General features: G+C 60.8%; 12 protein-coding genes. 6 read left to right on the top strand and 6 right to left on the bottom strand.

Annotated features, from left to right (window positions below):
- Positions 1-78: 78 nt before the first annotated feature.
- From ACA071_RS22770 to mnmC, 4 genes are all read right to left on the bottom strand, one after another.
- Positions 79-1,269, bottom strand: coding sequence for an osmoprotectant NAGGN system M42 family peptidase (locus ACA071_RS22770; RefSeq protein WP_497641228.1), 1,191 nt, complete (start codon positions 1,267-1,269; stop codon positions 79-81).
- Positions 1,270-1,411: 142 nt separating this feature from the next.
- The gene (ngg, locus tag ACA071_RS22765; RefSeq protein ID WP_497641227.1) at positions 1,412-3,157 is read right to left on the bottom strand and encodes an N-acetylglutaminylglutamine synthetase; all 1,746 of its coding nucleotides are present in this window, start codon (positions 3,155-3,157) and stop codon (positions 1,412-1,414) included.
- Between the two features lie 3 nt (positions 3,158-3,160).
- Positions 3,161-4,933 carry an N-acetylglutaminylglutamine amidotransferase gene (locus ACA071_RS22760; protein ID WP_497641226.1) on the bottom strand — a complete coding sequence of 591 codons (1,773 nt, stop codon included), beginning with the start codon at positions 4,931-4,933 and terminating at the stop codon, positions 3,161-3,163.
- A gap of 253 nt (positions 4,934-5,186) precedes the next feature.
- The gene (gene mnmC, locus ACA071_RS22755; protein WP_497641225.1) at positions 5,187-7,166 is read right to left on the bottom strand and encodes a bifunctional tRNA (5-methylaminomethyl-2-thiouridine)(34)-methyltransferase MnmC2/FAD-dependent 5-carboxymethylaminomethyl-2-thiouridine(34) oxidoreductase MnmC1; all 1,980 of its coding nucleotides are present in this window, start codon (positions 7,164-7,166) and stop codon (positions 5,187-5,189) included.
- A gap of 263 nt (positions 7,167-7,429) precedes the next feature.
- Here mnmC and pap point away from each other — a divergent pair, with 263 nt between their 5' ends.
- A complete protein-coding gene (gene pap / locus ACA071_RS22750) occupies positions 7,430-8,944 on the top strand; it encodes a polyphosphate:AMP phosphotransferase (protein ID WP_497641224.1) in 1,515 nt (504 codons plus the stop codon).
- Between the two features lie 102 nt (positions 8,945-9,046).
- A complete protein-coding gene (locus ACA071_RS22745) occupies positions 9,047-10,231 on the top strand; it encodes a thiolase family protein (RefSeq protein WP_497641223.1) in 1,185 nt (394 codons plus the stop codon).
- Between the two features lie 111 nt (positions 10,232-10,342).
- On the opposite strand, the gene ACA071_RS22740 is transcribed toward ACA071_RS22745, so the two are convergent.
- Entirely contained in the window at positions 10,343-10,537 is a 195-nt protein-coding gene (locus tag ACA071_RS22740; protein ID WP_497641222.1) for a DUF6316 family protein, read from the bottom strand.
- 210 nt (positions 10,538-10,747) lie between these two features.
- On the opposite strand from ACA071_RS22740, the gene ACA071_RS22735 reads away from it, so the two are divergent.
- Positions 10,748-11,701, top strand: coding sequence for a DMT family transporter (locus ACA071_RS22735; RefSeq protein WP_497641221.1), 954 nt, complete (start codon positions 10,748-10,750; stop codon positions 11,699-11,701).
- A 126-nt stretch (positions 11,702-11,827) separates the two neighbouring features.
- Here ACA071_RS22735 and ACA071_RS22730 read toward each other — a convergent pair whose 3' ends face one another.
- Positions 11,828-13,222: a class II fumarate hydratase gene (locus tag ACA071_RS22730; RefSeq protein WP_497641220.1), complete on the bottom strand. Its 1,395-nt coding sequence runs from the start codon at positions 13,220-13,222 to the stop codon at positions 11,828-11,830.
- Between the two features lie 193 nt (positions 13,223-13,415).
- Between ACA071_RS22730 and ACA071_RS22725 the strand changes: the two genes are divergently transcribed.
- The 3 genes from ACA071_RS22725 to trhO all read left to right on the top strand — a co-directional run bounded on the left by ACA071_RS22725 (position 13,416) and on the right by trhO (position 15,362).
- Positions 13,416-13,943: a DUF2059 domain-containing protein gene (locus ACA071_RS22725; RefSeq protein WP_475268110.1), complete on the top strand. Its 528-nt coding sequence runs from the start codon at positions 13,416-13,418 to the stop codon at positions 13,941-13,943.
- Positions 13,944-13,955: 12 nt separating this feature from the next.
- Positions 13,956-14,252: a BolA family protein gene (locus ACA071_RS22720; RefSeq protein ID WP_497641219.1), complete on the top strand. Its 297-nt coding sequence runs from the start codon at positions 13,956-13,958 to the stop codon at positions 14,250-14,252.
- Between the two features lie 168 nt (positions 14,253-14,420).
- Positions 14,421-15,362: an oxygen-dependent tRNA uridine(34) hydroxylase TrhO gene (trhO, locus tag ACA071_RS22715; protein WP_497641218.1), complete on the top strand. Its 942-nt coding sequence runs from the start codon at positions 14,421-14,423 to the stop codon at positions 15,360-15,362.
- Positions 15,363-15,378 lie beyond the last annotated feature (16 nt).

The raw sequence follows: 15,378 nt of genomic DNA, 5'->3' as shown, positions 1-15,378 counted from the left end.
TTGATCTTCGGCGTCAGTGACATCGCTGAAAGTCAAAAGATCGCGGCCTGCGGCAGCTCCTACGAGTCCGTGTTCGCTTTAGCTATCGTTGCGCTGCCCGACCAAACTGTCCACCGACGGCACCCGCGTATCACTTTCCATCTGCGTGTCATGTTCGATCTGATGACTGAACCGGTCCAGCGAACCCTTGGCCGGTTGCGCATCGCTGGCGAACACCGGCGGGCTCAGAATGTATGCGCCGAGCAAGCGACTGAGCGCCGCCAGGCTGTCGATGTGCGTCCGTTCATAGCCGTGAGTCGCATCACAACCAAAGGCCAGCAGCGCAGTGCGAATGTCATGCCCGGCAGTGACCGCCGAATGGGCATCGCTGAAGTAATAGCGGAACAGGTCGCGGCGCACCGGCAATTCATTGTCACTGGCCAGCCGCAGCAGATGCCGCGACAGGTGATAGTCGTACGGCCCGCCGGAATCCTGCATCGCCACGCTCACCGCGTGTTCACTGGAGTGCTGCCCCGGCGCGACCGGTGCAATGTCGATGCCGACGAATTCGCTGACATCCCACGGTAATGCCGCCGCCGCGCCACTGCCGGTTTCTTCGGTAATGGTGAACAGCGGATGACAGTCGATCATCAGCTCTTCGCCGCTGTCGATGATGGCTTTCATTGCCGCCAGCAGTGCGGCAACTCCGGCCTTGTCGTCGAGATGTCGGGCGCTGATGTGGCCGCTTTCGGTGAATTCCGGCAACGGGTCGAAGGCGACGAAATCGCCAACGCTGATGCCCAGGGAATCGCAATCGGCGCGGGTCGCGCAGTAGGCGTCGAGACGCAACTCGATGTGGTCCCAACTGATCGGCATTTCATCCACGGCGGTGTTGAACGCGTGCCCGGAGGCCATCAACGGCAACACGCTGCCACGGATCACGCCGTTGTCGGTAAACAGGCTGACCCGGCTGCCCTCGGCAAACCGGCTGGACCAGCAGCCGACCGGGGCCAGCGTCAGGCGACCGTTGTCCTTCACCGCACGAACCGCCGCACCGATAGTGTCCAGGTGCGCGGACACCGCGCGGTCGGGGCTGTTTTTCTTGCCCTTGAGGGTGGCGCGGATGGTGCCGCGGCGGGTCATCTCGAACGGAATGCCAAGCTCTTCGAGCCGCTCGGCGACGTAACGCACGATGGTGTCGGTAAACCCGGTCGGGCTGGGAATGGCGAGCATTTCCAGCAGGACTTTTTGCAGGTAGTTGAGATCCGGTTCGGGAATTTTGCTGGTCATGGAAACTCCTGATGAGTTGACGACTGATCGTTCCCACGCCCTGCGTGGGAATGCAGCCAGGGACGCTCTGCGTCCCAAGACCGGACGCGGAGCGTCCGAGGAGTCATTCCCACGCCGAGCGTGGGAACGATCATGAAGGGGGTTAAACCGCCGGCTGACTATGCGGAAACAACAAATCCACAAACCGCTCCGCCGTCGGCTGCGGTTCATGGTTGGCCAGGCCCGCGCGTTCATTGGCTTCGATAAACACATACTCCGGCTGGTCGGCGGCCGGCACCATCAGGTCGAGCCCGACCATCGGGATATCCAGCGCCCGCGCCGCCCGCACAGCGGCATCCACCAGGGTCGGGTGGAGTATCGCGGTGACATCCTCCAGCACGCCGCCGGTATGAAGATTCGCTGTGCGCCGTACGAACAGATGCTCGCCCGCCGGCAGGATGCTGTTGTAGTCGTATCCCGCCGCCTGCAAGGTGCGTTGGGTCTCGTGATCCAGCGGGATCTTGCTTTCACCGCCGGTGGCCGCCTGACGCCGCCGGCTCTGGGCTTCGATCAGCGCACCGATAGAATGCTGACCATCGCCGACCACTTCCGCCGGCCGGCGAATCGCGGCGGCGACCACTTCAAAACCGATCACCACAATCCGCAAATCCAGGCCTTCGTGAAAACTTTCGAGCAACACGCGGGTATCGAACTTGCGAGCCGCTTCGATGGCTTGCTGGACTTCTTCGATGGTCTGCAAATCCACCGCCACGCCCTGACCCTGTTCACCGTCCAGCGGTTTGACCACCACCCGTTCGTGCTCGTCGAGAAACGCCAGGTTGTCGTCGGCATTACCGGCCAGTTGCTGGGAGGGAAGGTTCAGACCGGCCGCTTTCAACACCTTGTGCGTCAGGCTCTTGTCCTGGCACAGGCTCATGCTGATGGCGCTGGTCAGGTCGCTCAGGGATTCGCGGCAACGTACCCGGCGCCCGCCGTGGCTGAGGGTAAACATCCCGGCGTCGGCGTCATCGACCTGCACGTCGATGCCACGCCGATGAGCCTCCTCGACAATGATCCGCGCATAGGGATTGAACTCGGCTTCCGGGCCCGGCCCGAGAAACAACGGCTGATTAATGCCGTTCTTGCGCTTGATGGCGAAGGTTGAAAGGTTACGAAAACCGAGTTTGGCGTAGAGACTTTTCGCCTGGCGGTTGTCGTGCAATACCGACAGGTCGAGGTAACTCAGCCCACGACTCATGAAGTGTTCGATCAAGTGCCGCACCAGCACTTCGCCAACGCCGGGCCGCGAGCAATGAGGATCAACGGCCAGGCACCAGAGGCTGCTGCCGTTTTCCGGGTCGTTGTAGGCCTTGTGATGATTGAGGCCCATCACGCTGCCGATGATCGCGCCGCTGTCCTCGTCTTCCGCCAGCCAATACACCGGGCCGCCCTGATGACGCGGGGTCAACAACGACGCGTCAATCGGCAACATGCCGCGGGCCTGGTACAGCTGATTGATCGCCTGCCAATCCGAATCGCTTTGCGCCCGGCGAATGCGGAAGCCGCGAAACACCCGGGTCGACGGGCGATAATCGCTGAACCACAGGCGCAAGGTGTCGGACGGGTCAAGGAACAACTGCGCCGGTTCCAGCCCCAGCACTTGCTGGGGCGCAGCAACATAGAGTGCGATGTCGCGCTCGCCGGGCTGCTCGTTGAGCAACTCCTGCGCGATGCTCCCGGCATCGGGAAAGGTATGCCCGATCAGCAGCCGGCCCCAACCGCAATGCACCGCAATCGGCGCCGTGTTCAATTCGCTGCCGTCTTCTGCCAGCCGCGCCTGCAAGCGTTCGTAGGAGGGGGCCTGACCGCGCAACAAGCGTTGGCTGTAAGCCGTGGCGTGGGGTTTCATCGATCAGATTCCTTGTTCACTGAGCCACAGGTTCAGCGCCGCCAATTGCCACAGTTTGGAGCCGCGCAACGGGGTCAACTGGCCTTGCGGGTCGGTCAGCAGGCGATCCAGCATGGCCGGGTTGAACAGACCGCGATCCTGACTCGGATCGAGCAGCAGTTCGCGTACCCAGTTCAGTGTGTCGCCTTGTAAATGTTTGAGACCGGGCACCGGGAAGTAGCCCTTTTTACGGTCGATCACTTCGCTTGGAATGACCAATCGCGCTGCTTCTTTCAGGACTTGCTTGCCGCCATCCGGCAGTTTGAATTTGCCCGGCACCCGGGCCGACAATTCCACCAGGCGATAGTCGAGAAACGGCGTACGCGCTTCCAGGCCCCAGGCCATGGTCATGTTGTCGACGCGTTTGACCGGGTCGTCCACCAGCATGATCGTGCTGTCCAGACGCAGGGCTTTGTCCACCGCCGCATCAGCGCCGGGTTGTGCAAAATGTTCCTTCACGAAGTCACCGGCGGCGTCATTCGCCGTCAGCCATTTCGGCTGCACAGTGGCGGCATAGTCCTCGTAACTGCGATCGAAAAACGCATCGCGATACGCCGTGTACGGATCCGCCGCGCCGTCCACTTGCGGATACCAGTGATAACCGGCAAACAACTCGTCCGCGCCCTGGCCGCTCTGCACCACTTTGCAGTGCTTGGCCACTTCTCGGGACAACAGATAGAAAGCAATGCAGTCATGGCTGACCATCGGCTCGCTCATGGCGCGAAACGCCGCGGGCAACTGCTCGATGATCTCGCTCTCCTGGATGCGCAGTTGATGATGTTGGGTGCCGTAGTGCTTGGCGATCAGGTCCGAATACTGGAACTCGTCGCCGCGCTCGCCACCGGCATCCTGGAAACCGATGGAAAAGGTCGAGAGGTTTTCCACGCCGACTTCACGCAACAGGCCGACCAGCATGCTCGAATCGACACCGCCGGAAAGCAGCACGCCGACATCGACGGCGGCGCGTTGACGGATCGCTACCGCGTCGCGAGTGCTGTCGAGCACGCGGTCACGCCAGTCTTCCAGGGTCAGGTTCATCTCGTCGGCGTGGGGACCATAGGGCAGGGTCCACCAGGTTTTCTGCTCGGTGGTCCCGTCGGACTCGATGCGCATCCAGGTCGCTGGGGGCAGTTTTTCGATGCCGGCGATCAAGGTGCGCGGCGCCGGGACCACCGCGTGGAAATTCAGGTAATGGTTGAGCGCCACTGGGTCGAGCATCGGGTTGATATCGCCACCTTTGAGCAACGCCGGCAACGCCGAGGCAAAGCGCAGGCGCTGGCCGGTGCGCGACAGGTACAGCGGCTTGACGCCGAGACGGTCGCGGGCGAGGAACAGGCGTTTGGCGTCACGTTCCCAAATGGCGAAGGCGAACATGCCGTTGAGCTTGGGCAGCAGCGCTTCGCCCCAGGCGTGATAGCCCTTGAGCAGCACTTCGGTGTCGCCACCGGAATAAAAGGCATAACCGAGCGTTTCAAGTTCGGTGCGCAGCTCCGGGAAGTTGTAGATCGCGCCGTTGAAGGCGAGGGACAAGCCCAATTGGTTATCGACCATTGGCTGCGCCGAGCCGTCCGACAGGTCCATGATTTTCAGGCGACGATGGCCCAGGGCAATCGGCCCTTGGCTATGAAAGCCCCACGCATCAGGGCCGCGAGGGGCCAGGTGATGGGTGATTCGTTCAACGGCCGCGAGGTCCGCAGGTTGATGATCAAAGCGTAACTCGCCAGCTAATCCGCACATAAAGTCCTTACCGGTTTTTCCGTTGGGGAGGGTCAATCAATACCCCGCCAAAACGGCGGGTACCCTGAAACTGACCCGGTAGCTTGGCGGGAGTTTTAGATCGATCGGTTATAAGCAGCGGGGCGAGGGCTTTGCGGGTGACAGGCACAACAGGAGGTGTGCCCGGTGGTAGATAGTTATACGAAGCCTGCAAGTGACGGCTCGAAGCAGTGCCGGACCCAGGTGTCTACGCTATCGCGCAGGTGTGACCGGATCAAACTCCGCGGATCAACCGCCGCAAGGCAAAGCGGTTCGGGTGACAGGCCTCGGCCACGCTGCGTGGCAAGGGCAACGGTTCGTTATCCAGCCAGGCGGCCAACAACTCGCCGGACAGCGGAGCAGTGATCAAACCCCGTGAGCCGTGACCGCTGTTGACATACAGGCCGTCGAGCCACGGACATGGGATGTCCGGCACTTGTCGGGCGTCCTTGCTCAGGGCGGCATAGGCCTGGTTGAACGCTTGGCCGTCGGCGAGCGGACCGACGATGGGCAGGTAGTCGGGGCTGGTGCAACGGAACGCCGCGCGGCCTTGCAGTTGTTCAGCGGCGAGTTGATCGGCGTGCAGGCGAGTGACCAGATCGCTGGAAATCTCTTCCAGCAATTGCAGGTTGCCCAGGTGCTCGGCGGTGGTCGGTGTCAGGTCATCGCTGTTGAAATCGAAGCTGGCGCCCAGGGTATGTTCGCCCAGCCGCGCCGGTGCCACATAACCTTCGGCGCAGACCACCGTGGCCAGGCTCTGGCTCTCGGTGGTTTGCGCCAGTCGGGTGATCTGCCCGCGAATGCGTTTGAGCGGCAAGTCGGCACTTTGCTCGAAACGTTTGATCTCGGCGGCGCCGGCCAACACTACCACCGGTGCGCTGGCGAGCAGGGTGTCGCCGTCCCAGGCTTGCCACTGGTCATCGACCTTGCGTAGTTCCAGTACATCACGATGGGTCAGCAGTTGAACGTTGGGCTGCGAAGCCTGCCACTGGCACAGCGCCGGAGGATGAACCCAACCACCCTCGGGATAGAACAATCCGCCATGAGCCAAGGCAATGCCGGCCCGCGCCTCGGCTTGTGATTGATCCAGCACGTGCAGCAAGTCCGAGGGGAATGCCGCCGCCAGTTGCGCCTGACGCTCGGCTTCCTTGGCGTTGAACGCCAGTTGCAGCACGCCGCAGCCGTCCCAGTCGACGCCGCGATGCAACTGTTCGAGCACCCGCCGGGTATGACCGAAACCGCTGACAATCAATTGCGACAACGCGGTGCCGTGGGCTGACAACTTGAGGTACAACACGCCTTGCGGATTGCCCGAGGCTTCCTGGGCGATGTCGGCATGACGCTCCAGCAAACTCACCTGCCAGCCGCGTGCCGCGAGGCTGGCCGCAGTGGCACAACCGGCCAGGCCGGCGCCAATCACTAATGCGCGGCGCTCGCCTTCGGGTCGGGGAGGGCGAGCGAACCAAGGCTTGGCAGGTGTCGGTGCTACCACCTCGGCAGGCCAGCCGACAAAGGCGCCCCGCAGGATTTCCCATTTGTGGCCGATGCCCGGCGTGCGCTTCATCTTGAAGCCCGCCGCGTTGAGCAGCCGACGGACCCAACCCGTACTGGTAAAGGTGCTGATGGTCGAGTCGGGAGCGGCCAGGCGCGCCAGTTCAGCAAACAGCTCGGCGGTCCACATATCGGGGTTTTTCGCCGGGGCGAAACCATCGAGAAACCACGCATCGATCTGCGCATCCAGTTGCGGCAACTGTTCCAGCGCATCGCCGATCAGCAACGTCAGGGTCACCCGGCCGTTATCCAGCACCAGCCGTTGAAAGCCTTGATGGATGGCCACGTACTGGGCCAGCAATTGATCGGCGAACGGCTTGAGCTCTGGCCACAACGCCAGCGCCCGTTGCAGATCCGGGGCGGTCAGCGGGTACTTTTCCACGCTGACAAAATGCAATCGCGCGCCGGCCACGGCCTGCTCTTCGAACAGTTGCCAGGCGCAGAGAAAATTCAACCCGGTGCCGAAACCGGTCTCGCCAATCACCAGTCGACCGTCGGCGGGCAATGCGGCAAAGCGCTCCTTCAGACGGTTTTGTTCGATGAACACATAGCGTGTTTCGTCCAACCCGGACAGGTCGGAAAAATACACATCATCGAACACCCTCGAATAAGGGCGTCCCTGGTCGTCCCAGTCGAGCTGGGCGTTGGGCAATTCAGGGTTCATGGCAGGCTCGGCAGCGGCAAGGCGGGCATTCTAGCTGATCGGCGGGTGTGTGCTTGATCCATGGCAAGGGCTGGTCCAGGCAAGGCGAGGAAAATGCAGAGCAAGATCAAAAGATCGCAGCCTTCGGCAGCTCCTACAGGGGATCGATGTACAACTGTAGGAGCTGCCGAAGGCTGCGATCTTTTGATCTTAAAGCTTGAACTTCTCCCCCCGTTGGAGAGGTCAATCCGCTAGTCTTGCTCAATCTTGGAAGGGAGCCGCCCATGTTCGAATCTGCCGAAATCGGTCACGCCATCGACAAAGAAACCTATGACGCCGAAGTGCCGGCCCTGCGTGAGGCCTTGCTCGAAGCGCAGTTCGAACTTCAGCAGCAAAAACGTTTTCCAGTGATCATTCTGATCAATGGCATCGAAGGCGCCGGCAAGGGTGAGACGGTCAAGTTGCTCAACGAATGGATGGACCCGCGCCTGATCGAGGTGCGCACCTTCGACCAGCAGACCGATGAAGAACTGGCGCGGCCACCGGCCTGGCGCTACTGGCGGATGCTCCCGGCCAAGGGCCGAATGGGGATTTTCTTCGGCAACTGGTACAGCCAGATGCTGCAAGGGCGAGTTCATGGCTTGTTCAAGAATGCGGTGCTGGATCAGGCGATCAACCAGTCCGAGCGTTTCGAGAAAATGCTTTGCGACGAAGGCGCGCTGATCTTCAAGTTCTGGTTCCATCTCTCCAAGCAACAAATGAAAGCGCGACTCAAGGCGCTGGCCGACGATCCATTGCACAGTTGGCGCATCAGCCCGCTGGATTGGCAGCAATCTGAAACCTACGACAAATTCGTCAAGTACGGCGAACGCGTGTTGCGCCGTACCAGTCGCGACTACGCGCCCTGGCATGTGATCGAAGGCGTTGACCCGCATTATCGCAGTCTGGCGGTGGGCCAGATCCTGCTCGAAGGCCTGCAAAATGCCTTGAAGCGAGCCAAGGTCCATCCCGACAAAGTCAACGCCGCGCCGTTGCCCATCCATGTCGATCAAATGAACCTGCTCGACAGTCTGGATTTGACCCAGAACCTCGACAAGGACGATTACGAAGAACAGTTGATTACCGAGCAGGCACGATTCTCCGGCCTGATGCGCGACAAACGCATGCGTCAGCACGCCTTGGTGGCGGTGTTCGAAGGCAATGATGCGGCGGGCAAGGGCGGGGCGATTCGCCGGGTCGCGGCGGCACTCGATCCGCGTCAGTACAGCATCATCCCCATTGCAGCGCCGACCGAAGAGGAACGGGCGCAACCGTACCTGTGGCGGTTCTGGCGGCACCTCCCGGCCAAGGGTAAGTTCACGGTGTTCGACCGTTCCTGGTATGGCCGGGTCCTGGTGGAGCGCATTGAAGGGTTCTGCCCGCCAGCGGATTGGCTGCGGGCTTACAGCGAGATCAACGATTTCGAAGAGCAGATAGCCGAGTCGAACGTCATCGTGGTCAAATTCTGGCTCGCCATCGACAAGCAGACCCAATTGGAACGTTTCCAGTCCCGGGAAGAGATCCCGTTCAAACGCTTCAAGATTACCGAGGACGACTGGCGCAACCGCGACAAGTGGGACGCTTACCGCGCCGCCGTCGGCGACATGGTCGATCGCACCAGCACCGAGATCTCGCCCTGGACCCTGGTGGAAGCCAATGACAAGCGCTGGGCGCGGGTCAAGGTGCTGCGCACGATCAACCGAGCGTTGGAAGAGGCGTTCGAAAAAGCCGACAAGAAGGCGAAGAAGCACAAGAAGTAAGACGATGGTTACGCATACGCGAGGTGAATGATTGTCGCGGTCGGTAATGGGGTGGACTTATGCTCGGTCCACTCCCAACCGACAACAACAATGAGGTATGCCATGCGTGAAGTGGTGATCGTCGACAGCGTACGGACCGGCCTGGCCAAATCCTTTCGCGGCAAGTTCAATCAGACCCGCCCGGACGACATGGCGGCCCATTGCGTCAATGCGCTGCTTACGCGCAACGACATCGACCCGGCCAGTGTCGAGGATTGCATTGTCGGTGCCGGCTCCAACGAAGGCGCTCAGGGTTACAACATCGGGCGTAATGTCGCGGTGCTCTCGCACCTGGGCATCGGCACCGCTGGCATGACCCTCAACCGTTTCTGCTCCTCGGGCTTGCAGGCCATCGCGATTGCCGCCAACCAGATCGCCTCGGGATGCAGCGACATCATCGTTGCCGGTGGTGTCGAGTCCATCAGCCTGACCATGAAAAGCGTCTACACCGACAACTTGATCAACCCGTTGCTCAAGGAGCAGGTGCCGGGCATCTACTTCCCGATGGGCCAAACCGCCGAAATCGTTGCCCGGCGTTACAACGTCAGCCGCGAAGAACAGGATCTGTACGCATTGCAGAGCCAGCAACGTACGGCGCAGGCTCAGGCCGCCGGGTTGTTTGACGATGAAATTGTGCCGATGGCGGTCAAGTACCGGGTCGAAGACAAGGCCACCGGGCAAATACAGATCCTCGACGGTGTGGTCGATCACGATGACTGCAACCGCCCGGACACCACCCTGCAAAGCCTCGCCGGTTTGAAACCGGTGTTTGCCGAGGACGGTTCGGTGACGGCCGGCAATTCGTCGCAGTTGTCGGATGGCGCGTCCATGACGCTGGTGATGAGCCTGGAAAAAGCGTTGGAGCTGGGCTTGAAGCCCAAAGCGTTCTTCCGTGGTTTTACCGTGGCCGGTTGCGCGCCGGATGAAATGGGCATTGGCCCGGTGTTCTCGGTACCGAAGTTGCTCAAGGCCAAGGGGTTGCAGATTGCCGATATCGATTTGTGGGAGCTCAACGAAGCGTTCGCCTCCCAGTGCCTGTACAGCCGCAATCGACTCGAAATCGACAGCGCGAAGTACAACGTCAACGGTGGTTCGATTTCCATCGGTCATCCGTTTGGCATGACCGGGTCGCGGCAGGTCGGGCACATCGTGCGTGAACTGCAACGGCGCAATTTGCGCTATGGCGTGGTGACCATGTGCGTCGGTGGCGGGATGGGGGCTACGGGGTTGTTTGAGGCAGTGCGCTGAAACCGGAAGGTTTGTAGCGACTGGTCACTTGCTTTCGCGGCAAGCCTCGCACCTACGAGCGAATGCGATCTCTTGTAGGCGCGAGGCTTGCCGCGAATGGTGCGGCTCGGTCTACCGGTTCCTGCTCTGAAGCTGCATCCGCTCGATATACGCCTGAATCTCCCGCGCCGCCGCCTCGGGGTTATCAAACGGCCCTTCAAGGGTGTTTTCCCGGGTGCTGAAATACAACTCCCCATTCACACGACACATCCGGTCACTGCGAAAGTGCGTGGCGGGGGCGTTGTCCTGGGCGCGCATGCCGTACATAGCGATCTCCTGAGGCTAGGTCCTGTTTACGGATCTAATGAGCTTAGATCTGAAGTACTTGCGGTGCCCGGCGACCTGATCGACGGCACTGCGTCAATTTAACGTTGCGACCTGCACAGTTTCATTCGCGGCTAGGCGGCAACTGTCCCTGTGTGCCGCCGGGTGCCAGGCCTAGAATGACGGCTCTCGTCATTGGGCTTCGGGGTCGGCATGCATATTTCATCGGGTCGCTGGGTTTACGGTCTGTTCCTGGCCTTGCTGACGGCGCTGCTGTGGGGCATTTTGCCGATCAAGCTCAAGCAAGTGCTGCAGGTGATGGACCCGGTGACGGTGACCTGGTTTCGCCTGTTGGTATCCGGCGGCTGCCTGTTCCTTTATCTGGCCGCGACCCGGCGCCTGCCAAGCCGCAAAGTGCTCGGCCCCAGGGGCGGCTGGCTGGTGCTGATGGCGGTGCTCGGGCTGGTGGGCAATTACGTGTTGTACCTGATGGGCCTCAACCTGCTGAGCCCCGGTACTGCGCAACTGGTGGTGCAAATGGGCCCGATCATGTTGCTGATCGCCAGTCTGTTTGTGTTCAAGGAGCGTTTCAGCGTGGGGCAGGGCATTGGCCTGTTGGTGCTGCTGATCGGTTTCGGGCTGTTTTTCAATCAGCGCCTGAGTGAATTGCTCACTTCCCTGACTGACTACACCGCTGGCGTGTTGATGGTGTTGGCGGCGTCCACGGTCTGGACCTTCTACGCCCTGGGCCAGAAGCAATTGCTGACGGTGTGGAATTCGTTGCAGGTGATGATGGTGATCTACCTGTTCTGCGCGCTGCTGCTGACGCCGTGGGTGCATCCTTTGGAGGCGCTGAGTCTGAGTCCGCGACAAGGCTGGTTGCTGCTGGCGTGCTGCATGAATACGTTGATCGCCTATGGCGCGTTCGCCGAAGCGCTGGCGCACTGGGAGGCTTCGCGGGTCAGTGCGACGCTGGCGATTACGCCGCTGGTGACATTTGTTGCGGTGGCCGTGGCGGCGTGGGCATGGCCGGAGTATGTGCATGCCGAGACCATCAATGGTCTGGGGTATGGCGGGGCGCTGCTGGTGGTGCTGGGGTCGGCGCTGGTGGCGTTGGGGCCGTCGTTGATGGCGGGGCTCAGGGCGCGGCGGGTAAGAATGGCCTGAAGATGATCGTTCACACGCTCTGCGTGGGAATGCAGCCCGGGACGCTCCGCGTCCCTTTTGAAGCGGACGCAGAGTGTCCAGTGAGGCATTCCCACGCAGAGCGTGGGAACGATCAGAGCAGGACGCTCAGCCCTTGGCGCCCGCCTCCAGCATATTCTCCGGCCGCACCCAGGCATCGAACTGTTCATCAGTCAGATACCCCAACTGCAACGCCGCCTCACGCAAGGTCAGCCCTTCGGCATAGGCCTTCTTGGCAATCTCTGCCGACTTGTCGTAACCAATGTGCGGGTTCAACGCGGTCACCAACATCAAGCCACGTTCCAGGTGTTCCGCCATTTTCTCGGCATCCGGTTCCAGCCCGGCGATGCAATGCTGCTGGAAGTTGCTGCAACCATCGGCCAGCAGGCGAATCGATTGCAGCAGGTTGTGGATGATCACCGGTTTGAACACGTTCAATTGCAGGTGACCCTGGCTCGCGGCAAACCCGATGGCGACGTCGTTGCCCATCACCTGGCACGCGAGCATCGACAGGGCTTCGCACTGGGTCGGGTTGACCTTGCCGGGCATGATCGAACTGCCCGGCTCGTTGGCCGGCAGCTTCACTTCGGCGAAACCGGCGCGCGGCCCGGAACCGAGCAAGCGCAAGTCGTTGGCGATTTTCATCAGGGTCACAGCGAGAGTCTTCAGCGCCCCCGACAGCGTGGTCAGCGGTTCATGGCCGGCGAGGGCCGCGAATTTGTTTGGCGCAGTGACGAACGGCAGGCCGGAGAGTGCCGCCAGTTCAGCGGCGATCGCTTCGCCAAAACCGTGGGGCGAATTGAGCCCGGTGCCAACCGCCGTGCCGCCCTGGGCCAGTTCACAGACCTGCGGCACGGCGCTGCGGATCGCCCGTTCGGCGTAATCCAGCTGCGCGATAAACGCCGAAACCTCCTGGCCGAAGGTGATCGGCGTGGCGTCCATCATGTGGGTGCGGCCGGTCTTGACCAGTTTCATGTGCCGTGCCGACAGCTCGGCCAGCCCGCCAGACAATTCGCTGATCGCCGGCAACAAGTTCTGCTGCACGGCCTGGACGGTGGCGATGTGCATGGCGGTGGGGAAGCAATCGTTGGAACTCTGGGAGCGGTTGACGTGATCGTTGGGGTGCACCGGCGACTTGCCGCCGCGGGCGTTGCCGGCCAGTTCGTTGGCGCGACCGGCAATCACTTCGTTGACGTTCATGTTGCTCTGAGTGCCGCTGCCGGTCTGCCAGACCACCAGCGGGAACTGGTCGTCATGGCTGCCGTCGAGTACTTCGTCGGCGGCTTGCTCGATCAGCCGGGCGATGTCGGCGGGCACGTCGCCATTGCGGTCATTGACCCGGGCCGCGGCCTTCTTGATCAGCGCCAGGGCGTGCAACACCGCCAGAGGCATGCGTTCCTGACCGATGGCGAAGTTGATCAGCGAACGTTGGGTCTGAGCGCCCCAGTAGGCCTCATCCGGGACGTTCACTTCACCAAGGCTGTCGGTTTCGATACGGCTCATCGCTCACACTCCTGTAGGTCTGATTGCGCAGTTTAGGCCGTGTTCGGCCGCTGTGGTTCCATCAGTCTGGTTTTTGCCCCTTTAACCCCTCTAAATCAGGCCCGATAAGGCTTGGGGTTGAGTGACACACTTTTTTAGGTGCAGAATGGTCGTCCTTGGGGTAACGACCTCGCCTGCTAGAAAAGGAAACTCGATGACTCGTCTTCGTGCCATCTGTACCGCGGTTGCACTGGTTTGCGCCAGCGGCCAGGTTTTTGCCGATACCGCCAGCCACAACGCCAGTGCCGAAGCTTTCCTGACCCTGGCGCACGCTGACAAATTGGGCACTCCGGTGTACATGCAAGTGCAGCAAATGTTCGCTCAGCGCTTTGAACAGACCAAAGCCCCTGAATCGAAAAAAGCCCTGCTGGAAACCTACCAGGCCAAGGCCAACGCCGCTCTGGACCAAGCCATTGGCTGGAACAAGCTGAAACCTGACATGGTCAAGCTCTACACCACCAACTTCAGCGAATCCGAGCTCAAGGACCTGGTCGCGTTCTACCAGTCGCCACTGGGTAAAAAAGTCCTGGAAAAAATGCCGCAGCTGACTCAGCAATCGGCCCAGATGACCCAGGCCAAGCTCGAAAGCGCAGTACCTGTGGTCAACAAACTGCTGGCTGATATGACCGCCGAGCTGGAGCCGAAAGGCGCCGCTGCTCCTGCCGTCAAGAAAAAGCCTTAAGCGGAGTCGGGTATGACCATGCAACAACGCATTGAATCGACCTTGGGGCTGCTGCAGCCCCAGCACCTGCAGGTGCTGGATGAAAGCCACATGCACAGCCGTGGGTTGCAGACTCACTTCAAGGCCGTGGTGGTCAGCCAGCAGTTCGAGGGGCTCAATCGCGTCAAGCGTCACCAGAAGGTCTACGGCACTCTGGGCGAGCTGATGGGTGAGTTTCATGCGTTGGCGCTGCATACCTACACGCCTGAAGAATGGGCACAGATGGATGCGGCTCCGGCCTCACCGACCTGTGCTGGAGGAAAGCAGTAAAAAGCAGCTTCAAGCTGCAAGATTACGGCGCCCTGCTTCAACTTGCCGCTTGAAGCTTGCCGCTCGAAGCTGCTTTCTTGCTAAAATCCGCAACGCGCCGCTCACCCGGCGCGTTTTTTTTCGCATCCGGTTCACCCCTTACGAGGGTAGCCACCTGGAGAATCACCCATGACACAACAGATTGTCGTGGCGGCACTGTATAAGTTCGTCACCCTGGAAAACTACGTCGAAATGCGTGAGCCATTGCTGCAAGCGATGGTCGACAACGGCGTCAAAGGCACCCTGCTGATCGCCGAAGAAGGCATCAACGGCACCGTGTCCGGCAGCCGCGAAGGCATTGACGGGCTGATGGCCTGGCTCAAGAACGACCCGCGCATGGACGATATCGATCACAAAGAATCGTACTGCGATGACCAGCCGTTCTACCGCACCAAGGTCAAGCTCAAGAAAGAAATCGTCACCCTCGGCGTCGAAGGCGTGGACCCGAACAAAGCCGTCGGCACCTACGTCGATCCAGAGAACTGGAACGCGCTGATCAGCGACCCGGAAGTCCTGTTGATCGACACCCGCAACGACTACGAAGTCGCGATCGGCACCTTTGAAGGCGCCATCGATCCGAAAACCACCAGTTTTCGCGAATTCCCTGACTACATCAAAGAACACTTCGACCCGGCCGTGCACAAGAAAGTCGCGATGTTCTGCACCGGTGGCATTCGTTGCGAGAAGGCTTCGAGCTACATGCTCAGCCAGGGTTTCGACGAGGTCTATCACCTCAAGGGCGGGATTCTGAAGTACCTCGAAGAGGTGCCGCAGGAAGAGACCAAGTGGCAGGGCGACTGCTTCGTGTTCGATAACCGCGTGACCGTGCGCCACGACTTGAGCGAAGGCGACTACGATCAATGTCATGCCTGTCGTACACCGATCAGCGTCGAAGACCGCGCATCCGAGCACTACGTGGCCGGCATCAGTTGCCCGCATTGCTGGGATAAGCTGAGCGAGAAAACCCGTCGCAGCGCCATCGATCGGCAGAAGCAGATCGAACTGGCCAAGGCGCGCAATTTGCCGCACCCGATCGGTTACAACTACAAGCAAACCCCTTCCGAGGCTTGAATCCATGTCTGCTCGC

The sequence above is a fragment of the Pseudomonas sp. LBUM1646 genome (assembly GCF_059716165.1).
This window is presented reverse-complemented; position numbering and strand designations above follow the sequence as displayed.